The sequence below is a fragment of the Eisenbergiella massiliensis genome, from assembly GCF_003435485.1.
The window spans coordinates 35,252-51,870 of record NZ_QVLV01000020.1 but is presented as its reverse complement, the minus strand read 5'-3'; the positions used below and the strand labels follow the sequence as shown (position 1 = coordinate 51,870).

Below are 16,619 nucleotides of genomic sequence, written 5' to 3'. Positions count from 1 at the left end.
TAAATGGAGAAAAATTATGGCGGAGAAAAAAGATTATCTGGACCCTGAGCTTTATACCAACCGGGAACTGAGCTGGATTCTGTTTAATAAAAGAGTGCTGTCGGAAGCGAGAGACAAACAGATCCCGCTGTTTGAAAGACTGAAATTCTTAAGCATTACCGCATCCAACCTGGATGAGTTTTTCATGGTGCGCGTGGCATCGCTGAAGGACATGGTAAATGCGAAATATACCAAAAAGGATATTGCGGGGCTTACCGCCGCCCAGCAGCTGGATAAGCTGAACGTGGTGACCCACGAGCTGGTGGCCCAGCAGTATTCTACATACAACCGTTCCCTGCTGCCGCTGCTGAAGGCAAACGGCCTTACGGTTGTAGAAAAGCACGAGCAGCTGAGCAAGGATCAGGCCGAATATGTGGACGCCTATTTTGAGGAAAATGTATATCCCGTGCTGACCCCCATGGCGGTGGACTCCTCCAGGCCCTTCCCCCTCATCAGGAATAAATCCTTAAATATCGGGGCGCTGCTTTCCAAACGGAAAGAAAAGGGGGAGCTGGAATTTGCCACGGTCCAGGTGCCCAGCGTGCTGGCGCGTATTGTGCCCATTCCGGCCGGGGACAACGGCGGCAAGGCGGTCATCCTTCTGGAAGAGGTGATTGAGCGGAATATTTCCAGGCTTTTTCTCAACTATGACGTGGTGTGCTCCCATCCTTTCCGTATCATGAGAAATGCGGATCTGACCATTGATGAGGACGAGGCGGAGGATCTGCTGAAGGAAATCGAAAAACAGCTGAAAAAGAGACAGTGGGGGCAGGCAATCCGGCTGGAGGTGGAAGCCGGCATGGATAAACGCCTGCTGCGCATCATCAAGGATGAGCTTTCCATTGAGGAAGAGGATATTTACCATATCGACGGCCCCCTGGATCTTACCTTCCTTATGAAAATGTACGGCCTGGAGGGCTTTGAGCATCTGAAGGAAGAAAAGTATGTGCCCCAGCCGGTGCCGGAATTTATGGAAGAGGGTTCTGTTTTTGATAAAATCAGGCAGGGAGATATTCTGCTGCACCATCCCTTCCAGACCTTTGCCCCTGTGGTGCAGTTCATCCGGGAAGCCGCCAGGGATCCGGAGGTGCTGGCCATCAAGCAGACACTGTACCGCGTCAGCGGCAATTCGCCCATCATTGCGGCGCTGGCCCAGGCGGCGGAAAACGGAAAGCAGGTTTCCGTGCTTGTGGAGCTGAAGGCGCGTTTTGACGAGGAAAACAATATCGTATGGGCGAGAAAGCTGGAAAAGGCGGGCTGTCACGTAATTTACGGCCTGGTGGGCCTGAAAACCCACAGCAAAATCACGCTTGTGGTGCGCCGTGAGGAAGACGGCATCCGCCGTTATGTCCATCTGGGAACCGGAAACTATAACGATGCCACGGCAAAGCTATATACGGACATCGGCATGATGACCTGTTCCGAAGCCATCGGCGAGGATGCCACGGCGGTATTCAACATGCTTTCCGGTTATTCCGAGCCTCTTTCCTGGAATAAGCTTTCCCTTGCACCGCTGTGGCTGAAGGATAAGTTCCTTTACCTTATCGGACGGGAAGTGAAAAATGTGCGGGCCGGGGAAACGGGCCATATCATTGCCAAAATGAACTCCCTCTGCGATCAGGATATCATAGCTGCTCTGTATGAAGCCTCCGCAGCGGGCGTAAAAATAGAGCTGATCGTGCGGGGCATCTGTTCACTGAAGGTGGGCATACCCGGCGTCAGCGAGAATATATCCGTCCGTTCCATCGTGGGCACATTCCTGGAGCACAGCCGTATTTTCTATTTTGAAAATGCGGGCAAGAGCGAGGTTTACTGCGGCAGTGCGGACTGGATGCCCAGGAACCTGGAACGCCGTGTGGAAATCCTGTTCCCTGTGGAGGATCCGAAGCTGAAGGAAAAGGTGCTGCGCATTCTTGACGTGCAGCTGCGGGATACGGTGAAGGCCCACCTGCTGCAGCCGGACGGCAGCTATGAAAAGGTGGACAGAAGAGGAAAGGAAACCTTTAATTCCCAGGTTGCCTTCTGCGTTGAAGCGATGGAAGCGGCAAAAGCCCAGGAGACGCCTCATGATGACCGGGTGTTCATCCCGGAAAAGCATGTAAGTGAGGAAGAGGAGTAACCGGGAAGCGCCGGACAGCGAAGGAAAAACAGAAATAAAAGCAGAAGTAAAAACAGAGGTTAAAAAACAGGAGTAAAAAAGATGAAAAGCAGGATAATACTGGCTTCCGCATCCCCCAGGCGGCAGGAGCTGCTGACGCAGATAGGTCTGCCGTTTGAGGTCTGTCCCAGCGAATGGGAAGAGGTTACGGACAAAGAGCTTCCGGAGGAGGTCGTTCAGGAGCTTTCTTATCATAAGGCAATGGAAGTCTATGAAAGAAACGTCACAGAGGAAGGCACCGTCGTAATAGGCGCGGATACCATTGTGGCCTGCGGGGGGCAGGTTCTGGGAAAGCCCGGCAACAGGGAACGGGCAGAGGAGATGCTGGGTAAGCTGCAGGGCGGCACGCATCAGGTCTATACCGGAGTTGCCTTTGTGTGGAAAGAAAAGGGGAGGACGGAAACCGCCGGCTTTTATGAATGCACAGATGTGCGGGTTTATCCTATGACAGAAGAGGAAATCCGGTGTTACGTGGAGACGGGAGAGCCTATGGACAAGGCCGGCGCTTACGGGATACAGGGCGGTTTCGCCGCTTTTATACAGGGGATATGCGGGGATTACAATAACGTGGTGGGCCTGCCGGTGGGCAGGGTCTACCAGGAACTGAAAAAAAGACAGCTGATCGGCTGACATTTTTACGAAGCGGCAAAACCAGCCGTTTACGTAACCTGCCGGCGCTTCTGACAGTCTGTTTTGCAAGAAAAGGAGAACCTGCATGAAAAAAGCTGTGATATTTGATTTGGACGGCACGCTTGCCAATACCATAGAATCCCTGACCTACTGCGGGAACCGGGCGCTTCAAAAGTTCGGTCTGCCCTCCTTTACACAGGAGGATTATAAATATTTTGTAGGAGACGGCTCCGCCGTGCTGGTGCGCAGGGCGCTGACAAAGGCGGGAGACGCTGAGCTGACCCATTATGATGAGGTTTATGAGGAATATTGCAGACTGTTTGCAAAAGACTGCATGTATCAGGTCCGGCCCTATGATGGAATCATCCCTCTGCTGGAGGAACTGAAGAAAAAAGGAATCCGTATCGCGGTTCTATCCAACAAGCCCCATGAAAACAGCGTCAGCGTGGTGGAAACCCTGTTCGGCAAGGATTATTTCGACTGCATCCAGGGACAGAAGGCGGGCATCCCCAAAAAGCCGGATCCCGCCGGGGTCTTTAAAATAGAAGAATACCTGGGACTTGCCCCGGAGGATTTCCTTTATGTGGGGGATACCAGTGTGGATATGCGCACCGGAAAGAACGCAGGGCTTTTTACGGTTGGCGTTCTGTGGGGCTTCCGCGACCGGAAGGAGCTGGAGGATAACCACGCGGACGTGATTATTGAAAAACCCGCTGAACTGCTGGAATTTTTATAGACAGACAGCAGGGCATACGCCGCGGAAAATACCGTATGCGCCGATGCGCGCGGATAGGAGTGTTATGATAAAACTGATCGCATCTGACATAGACGGTACGCTGATACCGGATTCCACACCGAATCTGTATCCGGAAATTGTGGAGGAAATCAAAAGCCTGGCGGAACGGGGCGTCATTTTCTGCGGCGCCAGCGGCAGGCAGCTGTGCAGCATTCAGAATGTTTTCAGGGAGGTAGCTGATAAAATATGCTATATTGCGGAGAATGGGGCGCATATCCATTATAAGGGGGAGGACATATCCCTGACGAGCATGGACAGGGAATATGCAGAGCAGATTATCCATCAGCTGCGCGGCCTGGGGAATGAATATGAATTTGTGGTATCAACGCCCCACGGCAGTCTCCTGGAAACGAAGAACCGCACATTTCTCGATATGATGAAATACGGCTACCACAATACCTTCCGGCAGGTAGAGGATGTGCTGGCCCAGGAGGCGGTTATCCTGAAGGTTGCGGTATATCACAGAGGAAGCATACGGCAGCTGGGAGAAGAGGTATTGATCCCTCAATGGGGTGAAAAGGTGCAGACCTGCGTTGCCGGCGAGGAATGGGTGGATTTCATGGACGCCTCTGTGGATAAAGGAAATGCACTGAGGATACTGCAGGACTATTTCGGCGTGTCCAGGGAGGAGACCATGGCCTTTGGGGACAATACCAATGACATTGGCCTGATGAAAGCCGCGGGCTTCAGCTATGCGGTGGAAAATGCCAGGCCCGAGGTAAAGGAAGCCGCCCGTTTTATCTGTCCCTCTTATCTGGAGAAGGGCGTGTGGAAGGTTATTTCAGAAAAATGCGGCCCTTCCGGCTCAGAAGATGAAAAGAGAAGCGCCGGGATTTGAAAAAAGTCTTGCACAAAGGCCGTATAGACTGTATATTTTATGTAGAAGAGTAACTGTGAAGGAACTGAACGGTTACGCAGAAGAAACAAAGAGGAAGGAGGGAAGAAGATGCACGAGTTTGATGACGCGGTTTTAATGTGTTTTCTGAAGAAGCAGAGCCAGCTCTTTCCTGAAGAAGATGTTGCTTCCAATCTGGAAGAAGCAGAAGCTTTTCTGGAAGAGTGTATGGCGGTTGTAGTTGAATCTGCAGAAGAAGTAAAGGAATATTTTGAAGAAGAAGGCATTGACATGGACGGTGCTGATTTGGACGAAATTCTGGAAGCGGATGAAGTATTTGAAGTGGGTGACGGAAGATATTTGATCGTTGAAGGCTGACCCCCGGTCCTGGAAAAGACAGTATTATAAAATTTATCAGACGGAATGAAACAGCATACGGCGGCGGGATTCGTTAAGCTGCCGGAAGCGAAGGCCCGTGGAAAACAGGTGTGTAAGAGCATGCAGGCGCATGGTTTTACGCACCTGTTTTTGTGTTGCCAATTACAGCCATAATGAGTTGTGAACGGTAACCGCCGGCTGGTTATACGGAAAAGTCAAAAATAATTTTTGATAAAAGGATTGACCGTAAGGAAAGGAGGATGGTATACTGGACACAATTAGGAGATCGTGAAATAAAGAGAAGAACATGCTGGCAGCTGTGCTGGTTTTTGCGGCATTGCTTAAGCTTTTAAACGGCTTCCCGGTCTGGGAAAGAGACCCTGAGGCCCGTGTGAAAAGAAATCGCAGGCATTGTTTTTGAAAAAAGGAGAGATTTTATTTTAATGGGTTTGGGAAAAAAACAGCAGATTGGATGGATCAACTGTGCCAAGTTCTTTGCAATTCTGGCGGTGGTAATTGATCACGTAAAGGGGATTCTGTATGAGGATGAGGCGGTACAGTATATTTTCTTTTACTCTGTAACCGTTTTTCTTTTCCTTGCGGGGATGACCGCCTATTATTCCCTGCAGAACAGGAAGCCGGAGGAATCGCCCGGCAGATGGGTGGTAAGGCGGATTGGAAGAATCCTCGTTCCCTATCTGGCGGCAGTGGCTGTTTATCAGTATGTACGCACCGGGTTCCAGCTGAATCTGGGAGCCTTTGTGCTGTGGGCGGTGAACTTCAACCTGGAAGGGCAGTTTTATTATGTGCTTATTTATATACAACTGATTGCGGCGGCGCCGGTGCTTTATTTGCTGGTGATGAACTGCAGGAGAGGTAAGGCGTCCTTTTTGTTTCGGGGGATTTTCCTGGTACTGGCATGGTTTGCATCCATGTTCTGCATGAAGCATACTTTTGCCCTGGAGACCTATGGCGGAGGCAAATATCTGCTGGGAGGGACGTATCTGTTCGTCTTTGCGGCTGGGATGGTTGCGGCCGATATGCATATTACGCTGTCCGGCAAAAAGAAGGCGGGAATTGCCTCAGCAGCGTCCGTCGTGCTTCTTGCTGGAGCGATGGCATTTCTCCTGCATGACCGGCTGGCCTGGGATGAATCCATGTTTGGCTGGCTGCTGCGCGTGAATCCTCCGGGAATTACTCTGATATTATATTCACTGGCAGTAATTTTCTTCCTGTTTTCCGTATGCACCTTCCTGGCAATGCTCCAAAACCGGGTGGTGGATAAGATACTGCAGGCGCTGCAGTACCTGGGGAAATATACCCTTTATATTTTCCTCTATCATACGCTGATTCTGGACACACTGCTCCCAAAGCTGACATTTCTGGATAATGGGCCTGCATTCCTTAAAATCCTGGTGTATATGGCAGGAATGCTGCTGCTTCCCCTGGCCGGAAAGAACCTGTATGACTGGCTGAAGAGGGCGATGGTACGAAAGACACGGAAAGAGGAAATGCTGCTGAAGGAAAAATAGAGAACAGGAACGCTAAATTATGGCAGTATCCTGTTAACTGGCTGCGGCTGCACAGATAAGAAACCATCTGTGCAGCCGCTTTTTTCTGAATATGCAGTCAGGCGGGGATTAGCAGCCAGTCATGGATCAGCAGTCGGGTGGATTAGCAACCGTCTGGGATATCAGCAGCCAGGCATGAATTTTTCAATCGCTTCCGTCAGGCCGTTATGCTCATTGTCCAGTGAAGTGACAAAATCGGCAGCCTCTTTTACGCCTGGCCCGGCATTTGCCATGGCTACGCCAATCCCTGCGGCCTGCAGCATGGAAATGTCATTGGGTGCGTCGCCTGCGGCGATGCTGTTTCCCACAGGAATATTGAAATGACGGCATACGGCCAGGATGGCATTTCCCTTACCGGCTTCATGATTGTAGAATTCCAGATATTGATCATTGGAGAACTGTGCGGTAATTTCCGTCCCGTATTTTTCCTCCACTCGTTCCTTCAGCTTAAGCAGCAGTGTTTTGTCCGTCAGATGAATGGTATGGAGTTTATAGGGCGGCCGTTCCAGTACGGATAAAATATCAGGCGCTGTAATGAGGGGAAGATGAATGCGCTTGCGGTAATAAATTACCTCTTCGTCTTCTTTCTTACATACGATTTCATGATCGGTGTAGGTCTGTATATGGATTCCCAGTTCCTCCGCTTCCCGTATGATGCCGGAGGCAATGGGGAAGGGGACCGTTTTTTCCATGAGAGGAGCCCCTGCGGTGCAGTCGTAAATCAGGCTTCCGTTGTTGGAAATCACCAGGGTCCCGGGGTAAAACAAATCGGAGGCCTGCATGACTTCTAAAATACTGTCCAGGGGACGGCCTGAGGTAAGGACCAGTTTGTGGCCGTTCCGGATGAGCCGGTCCAGCGCTGCTTTCATTTCATCGGAAACTGTGCTGTTATTAAGCAGCAGGGTCCCATCCATGTCTGTAAAGAGAATTTTTATGGAATCATTGGGGTTATGCATGAAAAAGTTCCTTTCTTTTCTGACGGAGTTTTTCCAGGATATCAGCCGGTATCAGGAGCTTTCCGTAACCGGTGGCCATTTCAAGTCCGGGCTTGTTTTTGCCGTGAAAGTCGGAACCGCCTGAAATCAAAAGGCCGTTGTGCTCCGCCAGCTGGCGCATTTCCCGTTCTTCTCCCGCGTTATAGGTGGAGTAAACTGCTTCGATGCCGATAAGGCCTGCCTCCTTTAGACGGGCAACCAGCTTCTGCAGCGCGTCCTTTCCCATATGGTAGAGAGTGGGATGCGCCAGCACGGGCAGGCCCTTCGCATCAAGGATAAGCCGGACCGCCTGTTCAGGCGTTACTTTTTCACGGGGGACAAAATATTTGCACCGGTCGCCCACGTAGCGGTCGAAGGCTTCGGGCATGCTTTTGACATAGCCGTGTTCCAGAAGATATCTGGCATAATGGCCTCTTGTTATCACGGAATCAGGAAAGGCGGCGGTGAGTTTTTCATAGGAAATATCAATGCCCGCTTCCTGCAGGTTGGCGCACATTTTCTGGTTCCTCAGGATCCGGGAATCCACGAAGGCCTGGATTTTCCGGCTGAATTCCGGATTATCATAATCGATAAAAAGCCCCAGGATATGAACGTCCTTTCCCATATATTCCGTGGAAAATTCAATGCCGGGAATGACTTCAATATTTTTCCCGGCAGCGTAGGAAATAGCTTCCGACAGTCCAGCGGTGGTATCGTGATCCGTGAGGGCGAAGGCGCTGAGCCCCTTTTCCAGGGCCAGGTCAACCAGTTCGGAGGGACTCATGCTCCCATCGGATTTATCGGAGTGTACATGTAAGTCAACTGTTTTCATCTGTTACCTCGATTTCTGCGACAACAGGCCGCATTCATTTTTACTCCGGAGCATAGTGTGAAGGCCGCCGGAAGGAAACAAAAGAGGGAAGCACCTTTTCCGTGATTCACGGCAGCCTTCCCCCTTTATATGCCGGGCTGCCGGATTTAACAGGCAGCCCGTTTCCAGGGGCATCCACATGGGAAACCGTCCTGGTTAATTTTCATCGTCTTCCTTATTGGCAGTATAAACAGTACGTTTTCTTGCCATGGCATCGCTTGCAAGGTATTCGTCGTAGGTTGTGATCTTATCGATCATGCTGCCGTCAGGAAGGATTTCCATAATTCTGTTGGCCGTGGTCTGAACGAACTGGTGATCGCGGCAGGCGAAAAGTGCAACGCCGGGATACTTGATAAGTCCGTTGTTCAGTGCGGTTATGGATTCCATGTCCAGATGGTTGGTTGGCTCATCCAATATCAGGCAGTTGGCGCCGGAAATCATCATCTTGGAAAGCAGGCAGCGGACCTTTTCACCGCCGGACAGGATTCTGACCTTTTTCACCCCGTCTTCCCCGGCAAAAAGCATACGTCCCAGGAAGCCGCGGACATAAGTGATATCGTCCACCGGGGAATAGCCCATCAGCCAGTCGGCAATGGTGTAGTCATTGTCGAACTCTTTGGAGCTGTCCTTGGGGAAGTAAGCCTGGGAAGTGGTAACACCCCATTTGAAGGTTCCTTCATCCGGCTCAATTTCACCCATGAGAATCTGGAAGAGCGTGGTTTTTGCCAGCTCGTTGCTTCCCACAAATGCAATTTTATCATTGTGCCCCACAATGAAGGAAATGTTGTTGAGCACCTTTTCCCCGTTAATCGTTTTGGAAAGCCCTTCTACGGTCAGCACTTCATTGCCGATTTCACGATCGGGACGGAAATCAATATAAGGATATTTTCTGCTGGAGGGCCTGATTTCATCCAGCTCTATTTTTTCCAGGGCACGTTTCCTGGAGGTAGCCTGTTTGGACTTGGAAGCATTGGCGGAGAAACGGGAGATGAAGTCCTGCAGCTCCTTGATTTTCTCTTCCTTTTTCTTGTTGGCTTCCTTCATCTGCTTGATGAGCAGCTGGCTGGATTCATACCAGAAATCGTAGTTGCCGGCATACAGCTGAATCTTGCCATAGTCAATATCCGCGATATGGGTGCAGACCTTATTCAGGAAATAACGGTCATGGGATACCACGATAACCGTGTTGTCAAAATTGATGAGGAATTCTTCCAGCCAGGCGATGGCATCCAGATCCAGATGGTTGGTAGGCTCATCCAGGAGCAGTATGTCGGGATTGCCGAACAGCGCTTTGGCAAGAAGGACCTTTACCTTCTGGCTTCCGTTCAGATCCTTCATCAGGGAATAATGGTAATCGGTTTCAATTCCCAGGCCGTTTAAAAGGCTGGCGGCGTTGGATTCGGCTTCCCAGCCGTCCATTTCGGCGAATTCGCCTTCCAGCTCGCTGGCGCGGATACCATCCTCATCGGTGAAATCTTCCTTGGCATAAATGGCATCCTTCTCCTTCATTATTTCATAAAGACGGGAATTGCCCATAATTACGGTATCAAGAACCGTATAATCATCGTATTTGAAGTGATCCTGTTCCAGGACGGAAAGCCGCTGGCCGGGAGTGATTACCACATCGCCGTTGGTAGGCTCCAGCTGCCCGGAAAGAATTTTCAGAAAGGTGGATTTACCGGCTCCGTTGGCACCGATCAGGCCATAACAGTTGCCTTCCGTAAACTTAATGTTAACTTCTTCAAAAAGCGCCTTTTTCCCGAGACGCAGGGTAACGTTGTTTGCACTAATCATTTTAATCCTCCATGTTTTGCGGAGCAAAATGCAATTTCTTTAGAAATTTGCCCTTTGGCGGGCAGGGGATTTTCCTCCGAATGCCGAAAAGCGGCGGTAATGACTGAAAAAGCCGGCAGAATAAGGAATCGGATTTCCTTTACGGCGACCTGCCATGGCGGCTTTCTTCTTATTTTAATTATGTCCTGTTTCATGTCGCCTTTACCTATTTTACAGAAAAAACGGGAATTTGCAAGCTATTCTTAAAAAATAGTGAGAAAATCATAACAGGGCTGCAACAGAAATTGCTGCAATATGTTGACAGACGACATATGTCGTGCTACGATATAGGAAAGTTGATATATCGTAAGACGACATAACGGATGACGATATAGTTCTGTGAGATGCACAGGCAGGACTGTGAAAGGAGAAAGGGATGGAGCCTAAGAAGGAACCGCTTACAGAGAGTTATTTTTATATACTGCTTTGCCTGTACCGGCATGCGAATCACGGATATGGGATTATGCAGGAGGCCGTGGAGCTGTCGGGCGGCCGGGTCAGGATTGGTTCGGGCACCATGTACGGAGCGGTCAGCAATATGATGAAAAAGGGCTGGATTGCGGAATGTGACGCAGAACCGGAGTATGGAACGGCAGGGGGAAGCAGGAATACAGGAGTGAGGAAAAAGCTGTATGTTCTGACGGATACCGGCAGACAAGCTCTGGAGGCAGAGCTTGTCCGGCTGATTGAGATGCTCAAAAGCGCGGAAAAGATTATAGGCCGGCCGCCTGAACTTTTACTGAAAAAGTAGATTAGGAAAAATTTTCATTGAAAAAGTGGATTGTGAAAATTTTGGCCCGCAGAAACACATATCCGGCAGGCTGATGCGGAAAGGAGAATTTATGGATACCAAAGTATCATTCAGAGGCTATATGGCATGGAATTATGACAGGGAGGAGCAGGACCTTGACAGAATGTCGGAACAGGGCTGGCAGCTGATAAAAGGAGGCTGTTTTTTCAGTATTTATACCAGGCAGCCGGGAATCCTTTATCGTCACAGGATTGATTACAACCCGGACGTAATGAACGACCCGGAAGAGAAAAGACGTTATCTGGAGCTGTTTGAGGAACAGGGCTGGGAGTTCGTGGGGAAAACCTTCAATGGGTGGATTTACCTGAAAAAACAGTACATTCCGGGAACGCCGGAGGAAGAATATGAAATTTATACGGATTCAGAATCTCTGGCGGAACTTGTAAAAAGATGGAAAAAGCTGGCCTATCTGCTGAGCGCCCTGGCAATTTCACAGCTTGGGCTGTATGTGGCGCTGGGAATAAACGCTGGTTATTTAAGCCCCGTTCTCATCATAATCTATGTAGGGATGTTCTGTTGGATTCAGTGGGGAATACACCAGCTGAAGAGGAAGCTCCTGGGAGATGGGATAAATTAACTGAGACGGGAGGCAGATGGATGAACGCAGGCATTATTGAAATCGATCTTCATGGGAAAAATGTGCTTCAGGCAAAAGCTGAGGTAGATGCCGTGCTGAAAAGGACGGACAGCAGTGTATACAGGCTGCGGATAATTCACGGGTTTCACGGAGGCACGGGCATACGGAGTATGCTTCAGGAGGAATATGGCTACGGCAGAGAACCGAAAATTATCCGGGTGCAGGGAGGAAATAATCCGGGCATCACGGAGCTGGTTCTGAGGGACTACTAAATTTTCCCGTCCTGCAAATGCTTCAGTAAATCATAAAAACCTGTAAAAATACTGCCTGGAATACGAATGGGACAGAGCCAAAGTCCCGATTATCGGACTCATTATATGCTATTCTTAGACTATGGAAGGGCTCACAGAGACCTGACATTGGAAACAGAGAAACGTTTTAGTTGAGATAGCAGAAAGGAGCCGCGGTATGAAAGGTTTTTATGTTGGTGAAGGTTACATGGGATGTGTGAACGGACAGTATATGCTTTTTGCAGACGAGGCTGACTATATGGATTATGTAGAGGAGCAGGCATGATAAATGCCTGCTCCGTTTTTATAATGTAACAGTTCGGGACGGCGGGAAGATTGGACATTATAATATCAAAAGCCATTTTATGCGTCTTATAAATTTACAAAGGGGCGGCTATAACGATAATCAAGCTATAACAACACTTCAGCCAGGAGCCGGTTGAAACGGTCATTCTCGCTCCATTGCGGAAAATGGCAGGACTTTTCAAACCAGAAAAACTGCTTTTTTGTTTCTATGGTTTCAAAATATTCCCTGGCTAATTCAGAGGATACATGGCTGTCATACCTGCCTTCTATAAATATGACATGTGTGCCGAAACGGGTCACGCCTTCAAAATCCGTCTCCATCAGTTCCGGCCACAGATGCCGGATTGCCTGCAGGCTGCCTTTCTGCCGGCGGAGCAGATCGGGAAGGGAGTAGCACCCGGAAAAAAGGAAGGGAGTGATCAGCTTGTTGTAATTGGTTTTTCCATAAAGAGAACCTTTGTGCTTTACCACCTGCTTCGTAACAAAAAGCAGATCGGAAAGCCAGTTGTCACCGGTGTAGGTGCAGTCTATTGTCCGAAGCCGTTCCAGGGACTTACTGTCGGCATGTGCCAGAGCGTATTCACAGGCTGTGCGGCAGGATTTCTTCATGTTGACTACCTGGCCGCAGCCGATGTAGGTTTTCACCAGCTCAGGATGCCGCGCGGTGAAGGTAAGTCCCAGAACGCTGCCCCATGAATGGCCCACAAGATACAGGCAGTTCTGACGGAATCGTTCCAGCAAAATGGCAGTAAGCGAGAGGAGATCCTGAAGAAAGGTTTCCATGGTGACCGCGCCGTCCTCAAAACGGTAATAGGATTTGCCTGCGCCGCGCTGCTCCCAGACAACGACGGTGAAGTTCTCCTCCAGCCCGCGGTTGAATTTCATGACTAATGGAAGCGCTGCATCTCCGGGGCCGCCGTGAAGATAGAGCAGCAGCGGCGCATCCTTTTTTTGTGCGCGTATGGAAACATACTGGGGCATGCCGTTGAGGCTTATTAAGGACTGTTCGTTGATAAACATATTCCCTCCCGTAAAACTATTTATTTTTATTCTAACGTCTGGAACAGGCCGTGTCAAACGGGAGAAAATCAACCGGACAAAAATCAATTTTTTCTCCCATTGCCCGGAACTGGACAAAAAGCAGGAAAAAAAGTATAATAATTTTGGCTGTACTGCTGCGCGGAAATGCTCCGTACAGCCGCGGTAAAATAACAGCAGAACGCGGGCATAAGCCGGCAGAAGGAAGGGCGAGGGTATGGCATACGGTTTGATTTCCCTGGAAAAAAGATTAAAGGAAAACATAAAATACTACAGTCTGGAAAATTTATATGATCTGGACGAGATACAAAGGCTCTTTTGCAGTTTGTGCGAGGCGCTGGGTACAGAGCTGCTGCTTACGGAGCGGCACGGGGAAAAGGTGGTTTGCGTTGGTGATTTCTCCGGATTTGAACCGGATGTGGTAAGTGATCCGGGGCGGAAGATCCGTGTGGCGGACAGAACCATCGGCCATCTTTATGCAAAGCTGAATCAACAGGCCGCCGGACAGACGGCAGAAGCCGTTCTTGACAATGTCGTGGAGTTGTATTCTTCTCTGGGAGAAAAGCAGTACAGATTCCGGGAAACTGCCATTTATGCAGATGAACTGGAGGAAGCGCTGGAGAAGGACAGATATCAGGCAAAGCATGGGGAGCATGTGGATGCGCTGACAGGACTTCTGAGCAGACCAAGCTTTGACAGCAGGCTGAAGGAGCTGGCTGAGACGGGGACTGCGCCGGATGCGCTGATTTGTGTGAATATCAATGACTGGAAGTTTGTAAACGAAAACTACGGCGATGAAGAAAGCGACAGACTGATAAAGACTGTGGCAGGAATTCTGAAACAGGAAGCAAAACCTGAGTATGTCATGGGCCGTGTGGACGGCGATGTTTTTTATGTGGTGATTGAAGTGCCGGAGGATGGTGAGGCAGAAGCCTACTGCCGGCGGGTCAGGGAGGCCTGCAGGGCTTATGAGGATGCCATACTGGCGCCTTCCGTTGCCATTGGCATGGTAAACAGGGCGAGCGTGGAAGAGGATTTTACGGCGCTGTTTTCCGAGGCGGAGTATGAGATGTTCCGGGATAAATTTGATGAAAAGAATATGCCGGGATACAGGGAGCGTCTGGAGAAGGGGCTGCAAAGATAGAAATATGGTAACAATGAGGGTACAGGGCAGTTACGGAAAATATTAAAATATGGCCGCGGCCGGAGCAGATTTTTTCTGCCGGCCGCGTTTTTTTGCCGGACTGCGGCAGACGGCCCGGGCAAAAGCTTTGCTGCCGGAAAATAAAAGAATAATCCTCATTGTATTAAGGTTTGAAAACACCGGAATTTGTTTATAATAAATTTATAAAAAACGGTGAAATTAAGAAAAAGAGAGAAAACAAGAGATAAATTAAGATATATTGAGTAAACAACATTTTTAGTCTTGTAAAGGGCGTTGCATAAAATAAACCAAAAACATAATATATGTATAGTGTTTAGCACTCAAGCAAGATGAGTGCTAACAACAAAATAAAACCGGTGAAAGAAAGAATTCATTAAGGAGGCATTTTTATGAAATTAGTACCTTTAGGTGACAGAATCGTTTTGAAGCAGTTAGAAGCAGAAGAGACAACAAAATCCGGAATTGTTCTTCCCGGACAGAACAAAGAAAAACCCCAGCAGGCAGAAGTTATTGCCGTAGGCCCCGGCGGAGTAATCGATGGAAAAGAAGTTAAGATGGAAGTGAAAGCCGGCGACAAGGTAATCTATTCCAAATATGCCGGTACGGAAGTTAAGCTGGATGACGATCAGGAATACATCATCGTAAAGCAGTCCGATGTTCTTGCAGTAATTGAATAAGCAGACACGAAACCAAAATCATAAATTCAGGAGGCGTTTGAATCATGGCAAAAGAAATTAAATACGGCGCAGAAGCCCGTGCAGCTCTGGAAGCCGGCGTAGATCAGTTAGCAGATACCGTCAGGGTAACACTTGGACCGAAAGGAAGAAACGTAGTTCTTGATAAATCCTACGGAGCTCCCCTTATTACAAACGACGGTGTAACCATCGCAAAGGAAATCGAGCTGAAAGATGCTTTCGAAAACATGGGCGCACAGCTGGTAAAGGAAGTTGCCACCAAGACCAATGATGTAGCAGGCGACGGTACCACGACAGCAACCGTCCTGGCTCAGGCAATGGTAAACGAAGGAATGAAGAACCTGGCAGCAGGCGCTAACCCGATTATCCTCAGAAAGGGTATGAAGAAAGCCACCGAATGCGCAGTGGAAGCTATTGCTAAAATGAGCGCCAAGATCAACGGCAAAGAGCAGATCGCAAGAGTTGCATCTATTTCCGCAGGAGATGACGAAGTCGGGGAAATGGTAGCAGACGCTATGGAAAAAGTTTCCGGAGACGGCGTTATCACCATCGAAGAAAGCAAGACCATGATGACAGAACTCGACCTGGTAGAAGGTATGCAGTTCGACAGAGGATATGTTTCCGCTTATATGTGCACAGATATGGACAAAATGGAAGCGATTCTGGAAAATCCCTATATCCTCATTACAGATAAAAAGATCTCCAACATCCAGGAAATCCTTCCTCTGCTGGAGCAGGTTGTACAGAGCGGCGCCAAGCTGTTAATTATTGCTGAGGATGTGGAAGGCGAAGCGCTGACCACCCTGATTGTAAACAAACTGCGCGGAACCTTCAACGTTGTAGCTGTTAAGGCTCCCGGCTATGGCGACAGAAGAAAAGAAATGCTTCAGGATATCGCTATCCTTACAGGCGGCAAGGTAATCAGCGAGGAACTGGGCCTTGATCTGAAAGAAACCCAGCTCACAGACCTGGGACGTGCGAAATCCGTTAAGGTACAGAAAGAAAATACGGTTATCGTTGACGGCGAAGGCAGCAAGGATGAAATCCAGGCAAGAATCTCCCAGATTAAGAAACAGATCGAAGAGACCACTTCTGATTTTGACAGAGAGAAGCTTCAGGAAAGACTTGCGAAGCTGGCTGGCGGCGTAGCGGTTATCCGTGTGGGCGCTGCAACCGAGACAGAAATGAAGGAAGCGAAGCTGCGTATGGAAGACGCACTTGCAGCTACAAGGGCAGCAGTTGAGGAAGGCATTATCGCAGGCGGCGGATCTGCATATATCCATGCATCCAAGGAAGTTTCCAAACTGGCTGAAGCAATGGACGGAGATGAAAAGACAGGCGCAAGAATCGTACTCAAAGCCCTGGAAGCACCTCTGTACCACATTGCTGCAAACGCAGGCCTGGAAGGCAGCGTTATCATCAACAAAGTAAAAGAAATGGAAGTAGGCATGGGCTTCGATGCTCTGAAGGAAGAGTATGTAAATATGGTAGAAGCAGGTATTCTTGACCCTGCCAAAGTTACCAGAAGCGCACTGCAGAACGCAACAAGCGTTGCATCCACATTGTTGACAACAGAAACCGTTGTTGCAGACATCAAAGAGGATATTCCCGCAGCACCTGCCGGAGCAGGCGGAATGGGAATGATGTAACTG

The 16,619-nt window shown here is 49.3% G+C and carries 16 protein-coding genes; 12 read left to right on the top strand and 4 right to left on the bottom strand.

What is annotated here, in order from left to right:
* Positions 1 to 16: 16 nt before the first annotated feature.
* From DXC51_RS22040 to DXC51_RS22015, 6 genes are all read left to right on the top strand, one after another.
* Positions 17 to 2,158 (top strand): RNA degradosome polyphosphate kinase, encoded by a 2,142-nt coding sequence (locus DXC51_RS22040; RefSeq protein ID WP_117545461.1) that lies wholly within the window; start codon positions 17 to 19, stop codon positions 2,156 to 2,158.
* An 81-nt stretch (positions 2,159 to 2,239) separates the two neighbouring features.
* Entirely contained in the window at positions 2,240 to 2,827 is a 588-nt protein-coding gene (locus DXC51_RS22035) for a Maf family protein (RefSeq protein ID WP_117545460.1), read from the top strand.
* An 85-nt stretch (positions 2,828 to 2,912) separates the two neighbouring features.
* On the top strand, positions 2,913 to 3,563 hold the full coding sequence (locus DXC51_RS22030; RefSeq protein WP_117545459.1) for an HAD family hydrolase: 651 nt from the start codon (positions 2,913 to 2,915) through the stop codon (positions 3,561 to 3,563).
* Between the two features lie 64 nt (positions 3,564 to 3,627).
* Positions 3,628 to 4,461: an HAD family hydrolase gene (locus tag DXC51_RS22025; RefSeq protein ID WP_117545458.1), complete on the top strand. Its 834-nt coding sequence runs from the start codon at positions 3,628 to 3,630 to the stop codon at positions 4,459 to 4,461.
* Between the two features lie 108 nt (positions 4,462 to 4,569).
* Positions 4,570 to 4,836, top strand: a complete 267-nt coding sequence (locus tag DXC51_RS22020; RefSeq protein ID WP_021634089.1) for a hypothetical protein — start codon at positions 4,570 to 4,572, stop codon at positions 4,834 to 4,836.
* A gap of 443 nt (positions 4,837 to 5,279) precedes the next feature.
* On the top strand, positions 5,280 to 6,368 hold the full coding sequence (locus DXC51_RS22015) for an acyltransferase family protein (protein WP_117545457.1): 1,089 nt from the start codon (positions 5,280 to 5,282) through the stop codon (positions 6,366 to 6,368).
* 161 nt (positions 6,369 to 6,529) lie between these two features.
* On the opposite strand, the gene DXC51_RS22010 is transcribed toward DXC51_RS22015, so the two are convergent.
* From DXC51_RS22010 to DXC51_RS22000, 3 genes are all read right to left on the bottom strand, one after another.
* The gene (locus tag DXC51_RS22010; RefSeq protein WP_021634086.1) at positions 6,530 to 7,363 is read right to left on the bottom strand and encodes an HAD family hydrolase; all 834 of its coding nucleotides are present in this window, start codon (positions 7,361 to 7,363) and stop codon (positions 6,530 to 6,532) included.
* Complete coding sequence (locus tag DXC51_RS22005) at positions 7,356 to 8,213, bottom strand: PHP domain-containing protein (protein WP_025490852.1); 858 nt, start codon at positions 8,211 to 8,213, stop codon at positions 7,356 to 7,358. The genes DXC51_RS22010 and DXC51_RS22005 overlap by 8 nt, the downstream gene beginning before the upstream one ends.
* 195 nt (positions 8,214 to 8,408) lie before the next feature.
* The gene (locus DXC51_RS22000) at positions 8,409 to 10,046 is read right to left on the bottom strand and encodes an ABC-F family ATP-binding cassette domain-containing protein (RefSeq protein ID WP_025490853.1); all 1,638 of its coding nucleotides are present in this window, start codon (positions 10,044 to 10,046) and stop codon (positions 8,409 to 8,411) included.
* 415 nt (positions 10,047 to 10,461) lie between these two features.
* On the opposite strand from DXC51_RS22000, the gene DXC51_RS21990 reads away from it, so the two are divergent.
* The 3 genes from DXC51_RS21990 (at position 10,462) to DXC51_RS21980 (ending at position 11,745) form a co-directional block, all read left to right on the top strand.
* A complete protein-coding gene (locus DXC51_RS21990; RefSeq protein WP_117545456.1) occupies positions 10,462 to 10,836 on the top strand; it encodes a PadR family transcriptional regulator in 375 nt (124 codons plus the stop codon).
* A 91-nt stretch (positions 10,837 to 10,927) separates the two neighbouring features.
* Positions 10,928 to 11,473 carry a DUF2812 domain-containing protein gene (locus DXC51_RS21985; RefSeq protein WP_162162496.1) on the top strand — a complete coding sequence of 182 codons (546 nt, stop codon included), beginning with the start codon at positions 10,928 to 10,930 and terminating at the stop codon, positions 11,471 to 11,473.
* A gap of 20 nt (positions 11,474 to 11,493) precedes the next feature.
* Positions 11,494 to 11,745, top strand: coding sequence for a Smr/MutS family protein (locus DXC51_RS21980; protein ID WP_021634079.1), 252 nt, complete (start codon positions 11,494 to 11,496; stop codon positions 11,743 to 11,745).
* A 429-nt stretch (positions 11,746 to 12,174) separates the two neighbouring features.
* Here DXC51_RS21980 and DXC51_RS21975 read toward each other — a convergent pair whose 3' ends face one another.
* The gene (locus tag DXC51_RS21975; RefSeq protein WP_117545454.1) at positions 12,175 to 13,089 is read right to left on the bottom strand and encodes an alpha/beta fold hydrolase; all 915 of its coding nucleotides are present in this window, start codon (positions 13,087 to 13,089) and stop codon (positions 12,175 to 12,177) included.
* Between the two features lie 235 nt (positions 13,090 to 13,324).
* Between DXC51_RS21975 and DXC51_RS21965 the strand changes: the two genes are divergently transcribed.
* The 3 genes from DXC51_RS21965 to groL all read left to right on the top strand — a co-directional run bounded on the left by DXC51_RS21965 (position 13,325) and on the right by groL (position 16,616).
* Positions 13,325 to 14,251 (top strand): GGDEF domain-containing protein, encoded by a 927-nt coding sequence (locus DXC51_RS21965; RefSeq protein ID WP_117545452.1) that lies wholly within the window; start codon positions 13,325 to 13,327, stop codon positions 14,249 to 14,251.
* Positions 14,252 to 14,661: 410 nt separating this feature from the next.
* Complete coding sequence (locus tag DXC51_RS21960) at positions 14,662 to 14,949, top strand: co-chaperone GroES (protein ID WP_021634073.1); 288 nt, start codon at positions 14,662 to 14,664, stop codon at positions 14,947 to 14,949.
* Between the two features lie 44 nt (positions 14,950 to 14,993).
* Positions 14,994 to 16,616 carry a chaperonin GroEL gene (groL, locus tag DXC51_RS21955; protein ID WP_025490860.1) on the top strand — a complete coding sequence of 541 codons (1,623 nt, stop codon included), beginning with the start codon at positions 14,994 to 14,996 and terminating at the stop codon, positions 16,614 to 16,616.
* Positions 16,617 to 16,619 lie beyond the last annotated feature (3 nt).

What these genes read in the sequence shown, in the direction of transcription:
- DXC51_RS22040 (WP_117545461.1), top strand. Translation starts at nt 17, where the DNA reads ATGGCGGAGAAAAAAGATTATCTGGACCCTGAGCTTTATACCAACCGG.
- DXC51_RS22035 (WP_117545460.1), top strand. Translation starts at nt 2,240, where the DNA reads ATGAAAAGCAGGATAATACTGGCTTCCGCATCCCCCAGGCGGCAGGAG.
- DXC51_RS22030 (WP_117545459.1), top strand. Translation starts at nt 2,913, where the DNA reads ATGAAAAAAGCTGTGATATTTGATTTGGACGGCACGCTTGCCAATACC.
- DXC51_RS22025 (WP_117545458.1), top strand. Translation starts at nt 3,628, where the DNA reads ATGATAAAACTGATCGCATCTGACATAGACGGTACGCTGATACCGGAT.
- DXC51_RS22020 (WP_021634089.1), top strand. Translation starts at nt 4,570, where the DNA reads ATGCACGAGTTTGATGACGCGGTTTTAATGTGTTTTCTGAAGAAGCAG.
- DXC51_RS22015 (WP_117545457.1), top strand. Translation starts at nt 5,280, where the DNA reads ATGGGTTTGGGAAAAAAACAGCAGATTGGATGGATCAACTGTGCCAAG.
- DXC51_RS22010 (WP_021634086.1), bottom strand. Translation starts at nt 7,363, where the DNA reads ATGCATAACCCCAATGATTCCATAAAAATTCTCTTTACAGACATGGAT.
- DXC51_RS22005 (WP_025490852.1), bottom strand. Translation starts at nt 8,213, where the DNA reads ATGAAAACAGTTGACTTACATGTACACTCCGATAAATCCGATGGGAGC.
- DXC51_RS22000 (WP_025490853.1), bottom strand. Translation starts at nt 10,046, where the DNA reads ATGATTAGTGCAAACAACGTTACCCTGCGTCTCGGGAAAAAGGCGCTT.
- DXC51_RS21990 (WP_117545456.1), top strand. Translation starts at nt 10,462, where the DNA reads ATGGAGCCTAAGAAGGAACCGCTTACAGAGAGTTATTTTTATATACTG.
- DXC51_RS21985 (WP_162162496.1), top strand. Translation starts at nt 10,928, where the DNA reads ATGGATACCAAAGTATCATTCAGAGGCTATATGGCATGGAATTATGAC.
- DXC51_RS21980 (WP_021634079.1), top strand. Translation starts at nt 11,494, where the DNA reads ATGAACGCAGGCATTATTGAAATCGATCTTCATGGGAAAAATGTGCTT.
- DXC51_RS21975 (WP_117545454.1), bottom strand. Translation starts at nt 13,089, where the DNA reads ATGTTTATCAACGAACAGTCCTTAATAAGCCTCAACGGCATGCCCCAG.
- DXC51_RS21965 (WP_117545452.1), top strand. Translation starts at nt 13,325, where the DNA reads ATGGCATACGGTTTGATTTCCCTGGAAAAAAGATTAAAGGAAAACATA.
- DXC51_RS21960 (WP_021634073.1), top strand. Translation starts at nt 14,662, where the DNA reads ATGAAATTAGTACCTTTAGGTGACAGAATCGTTTTGAAGCAGTTAGAA.
- groL (WP_025490860.1), top strand. Translation starts at nt 14,994, where the DNA reads ATGGCAAAAGAAATTAAATACGGCGCAGAAGCCCGTGCAGCTCTGGAA.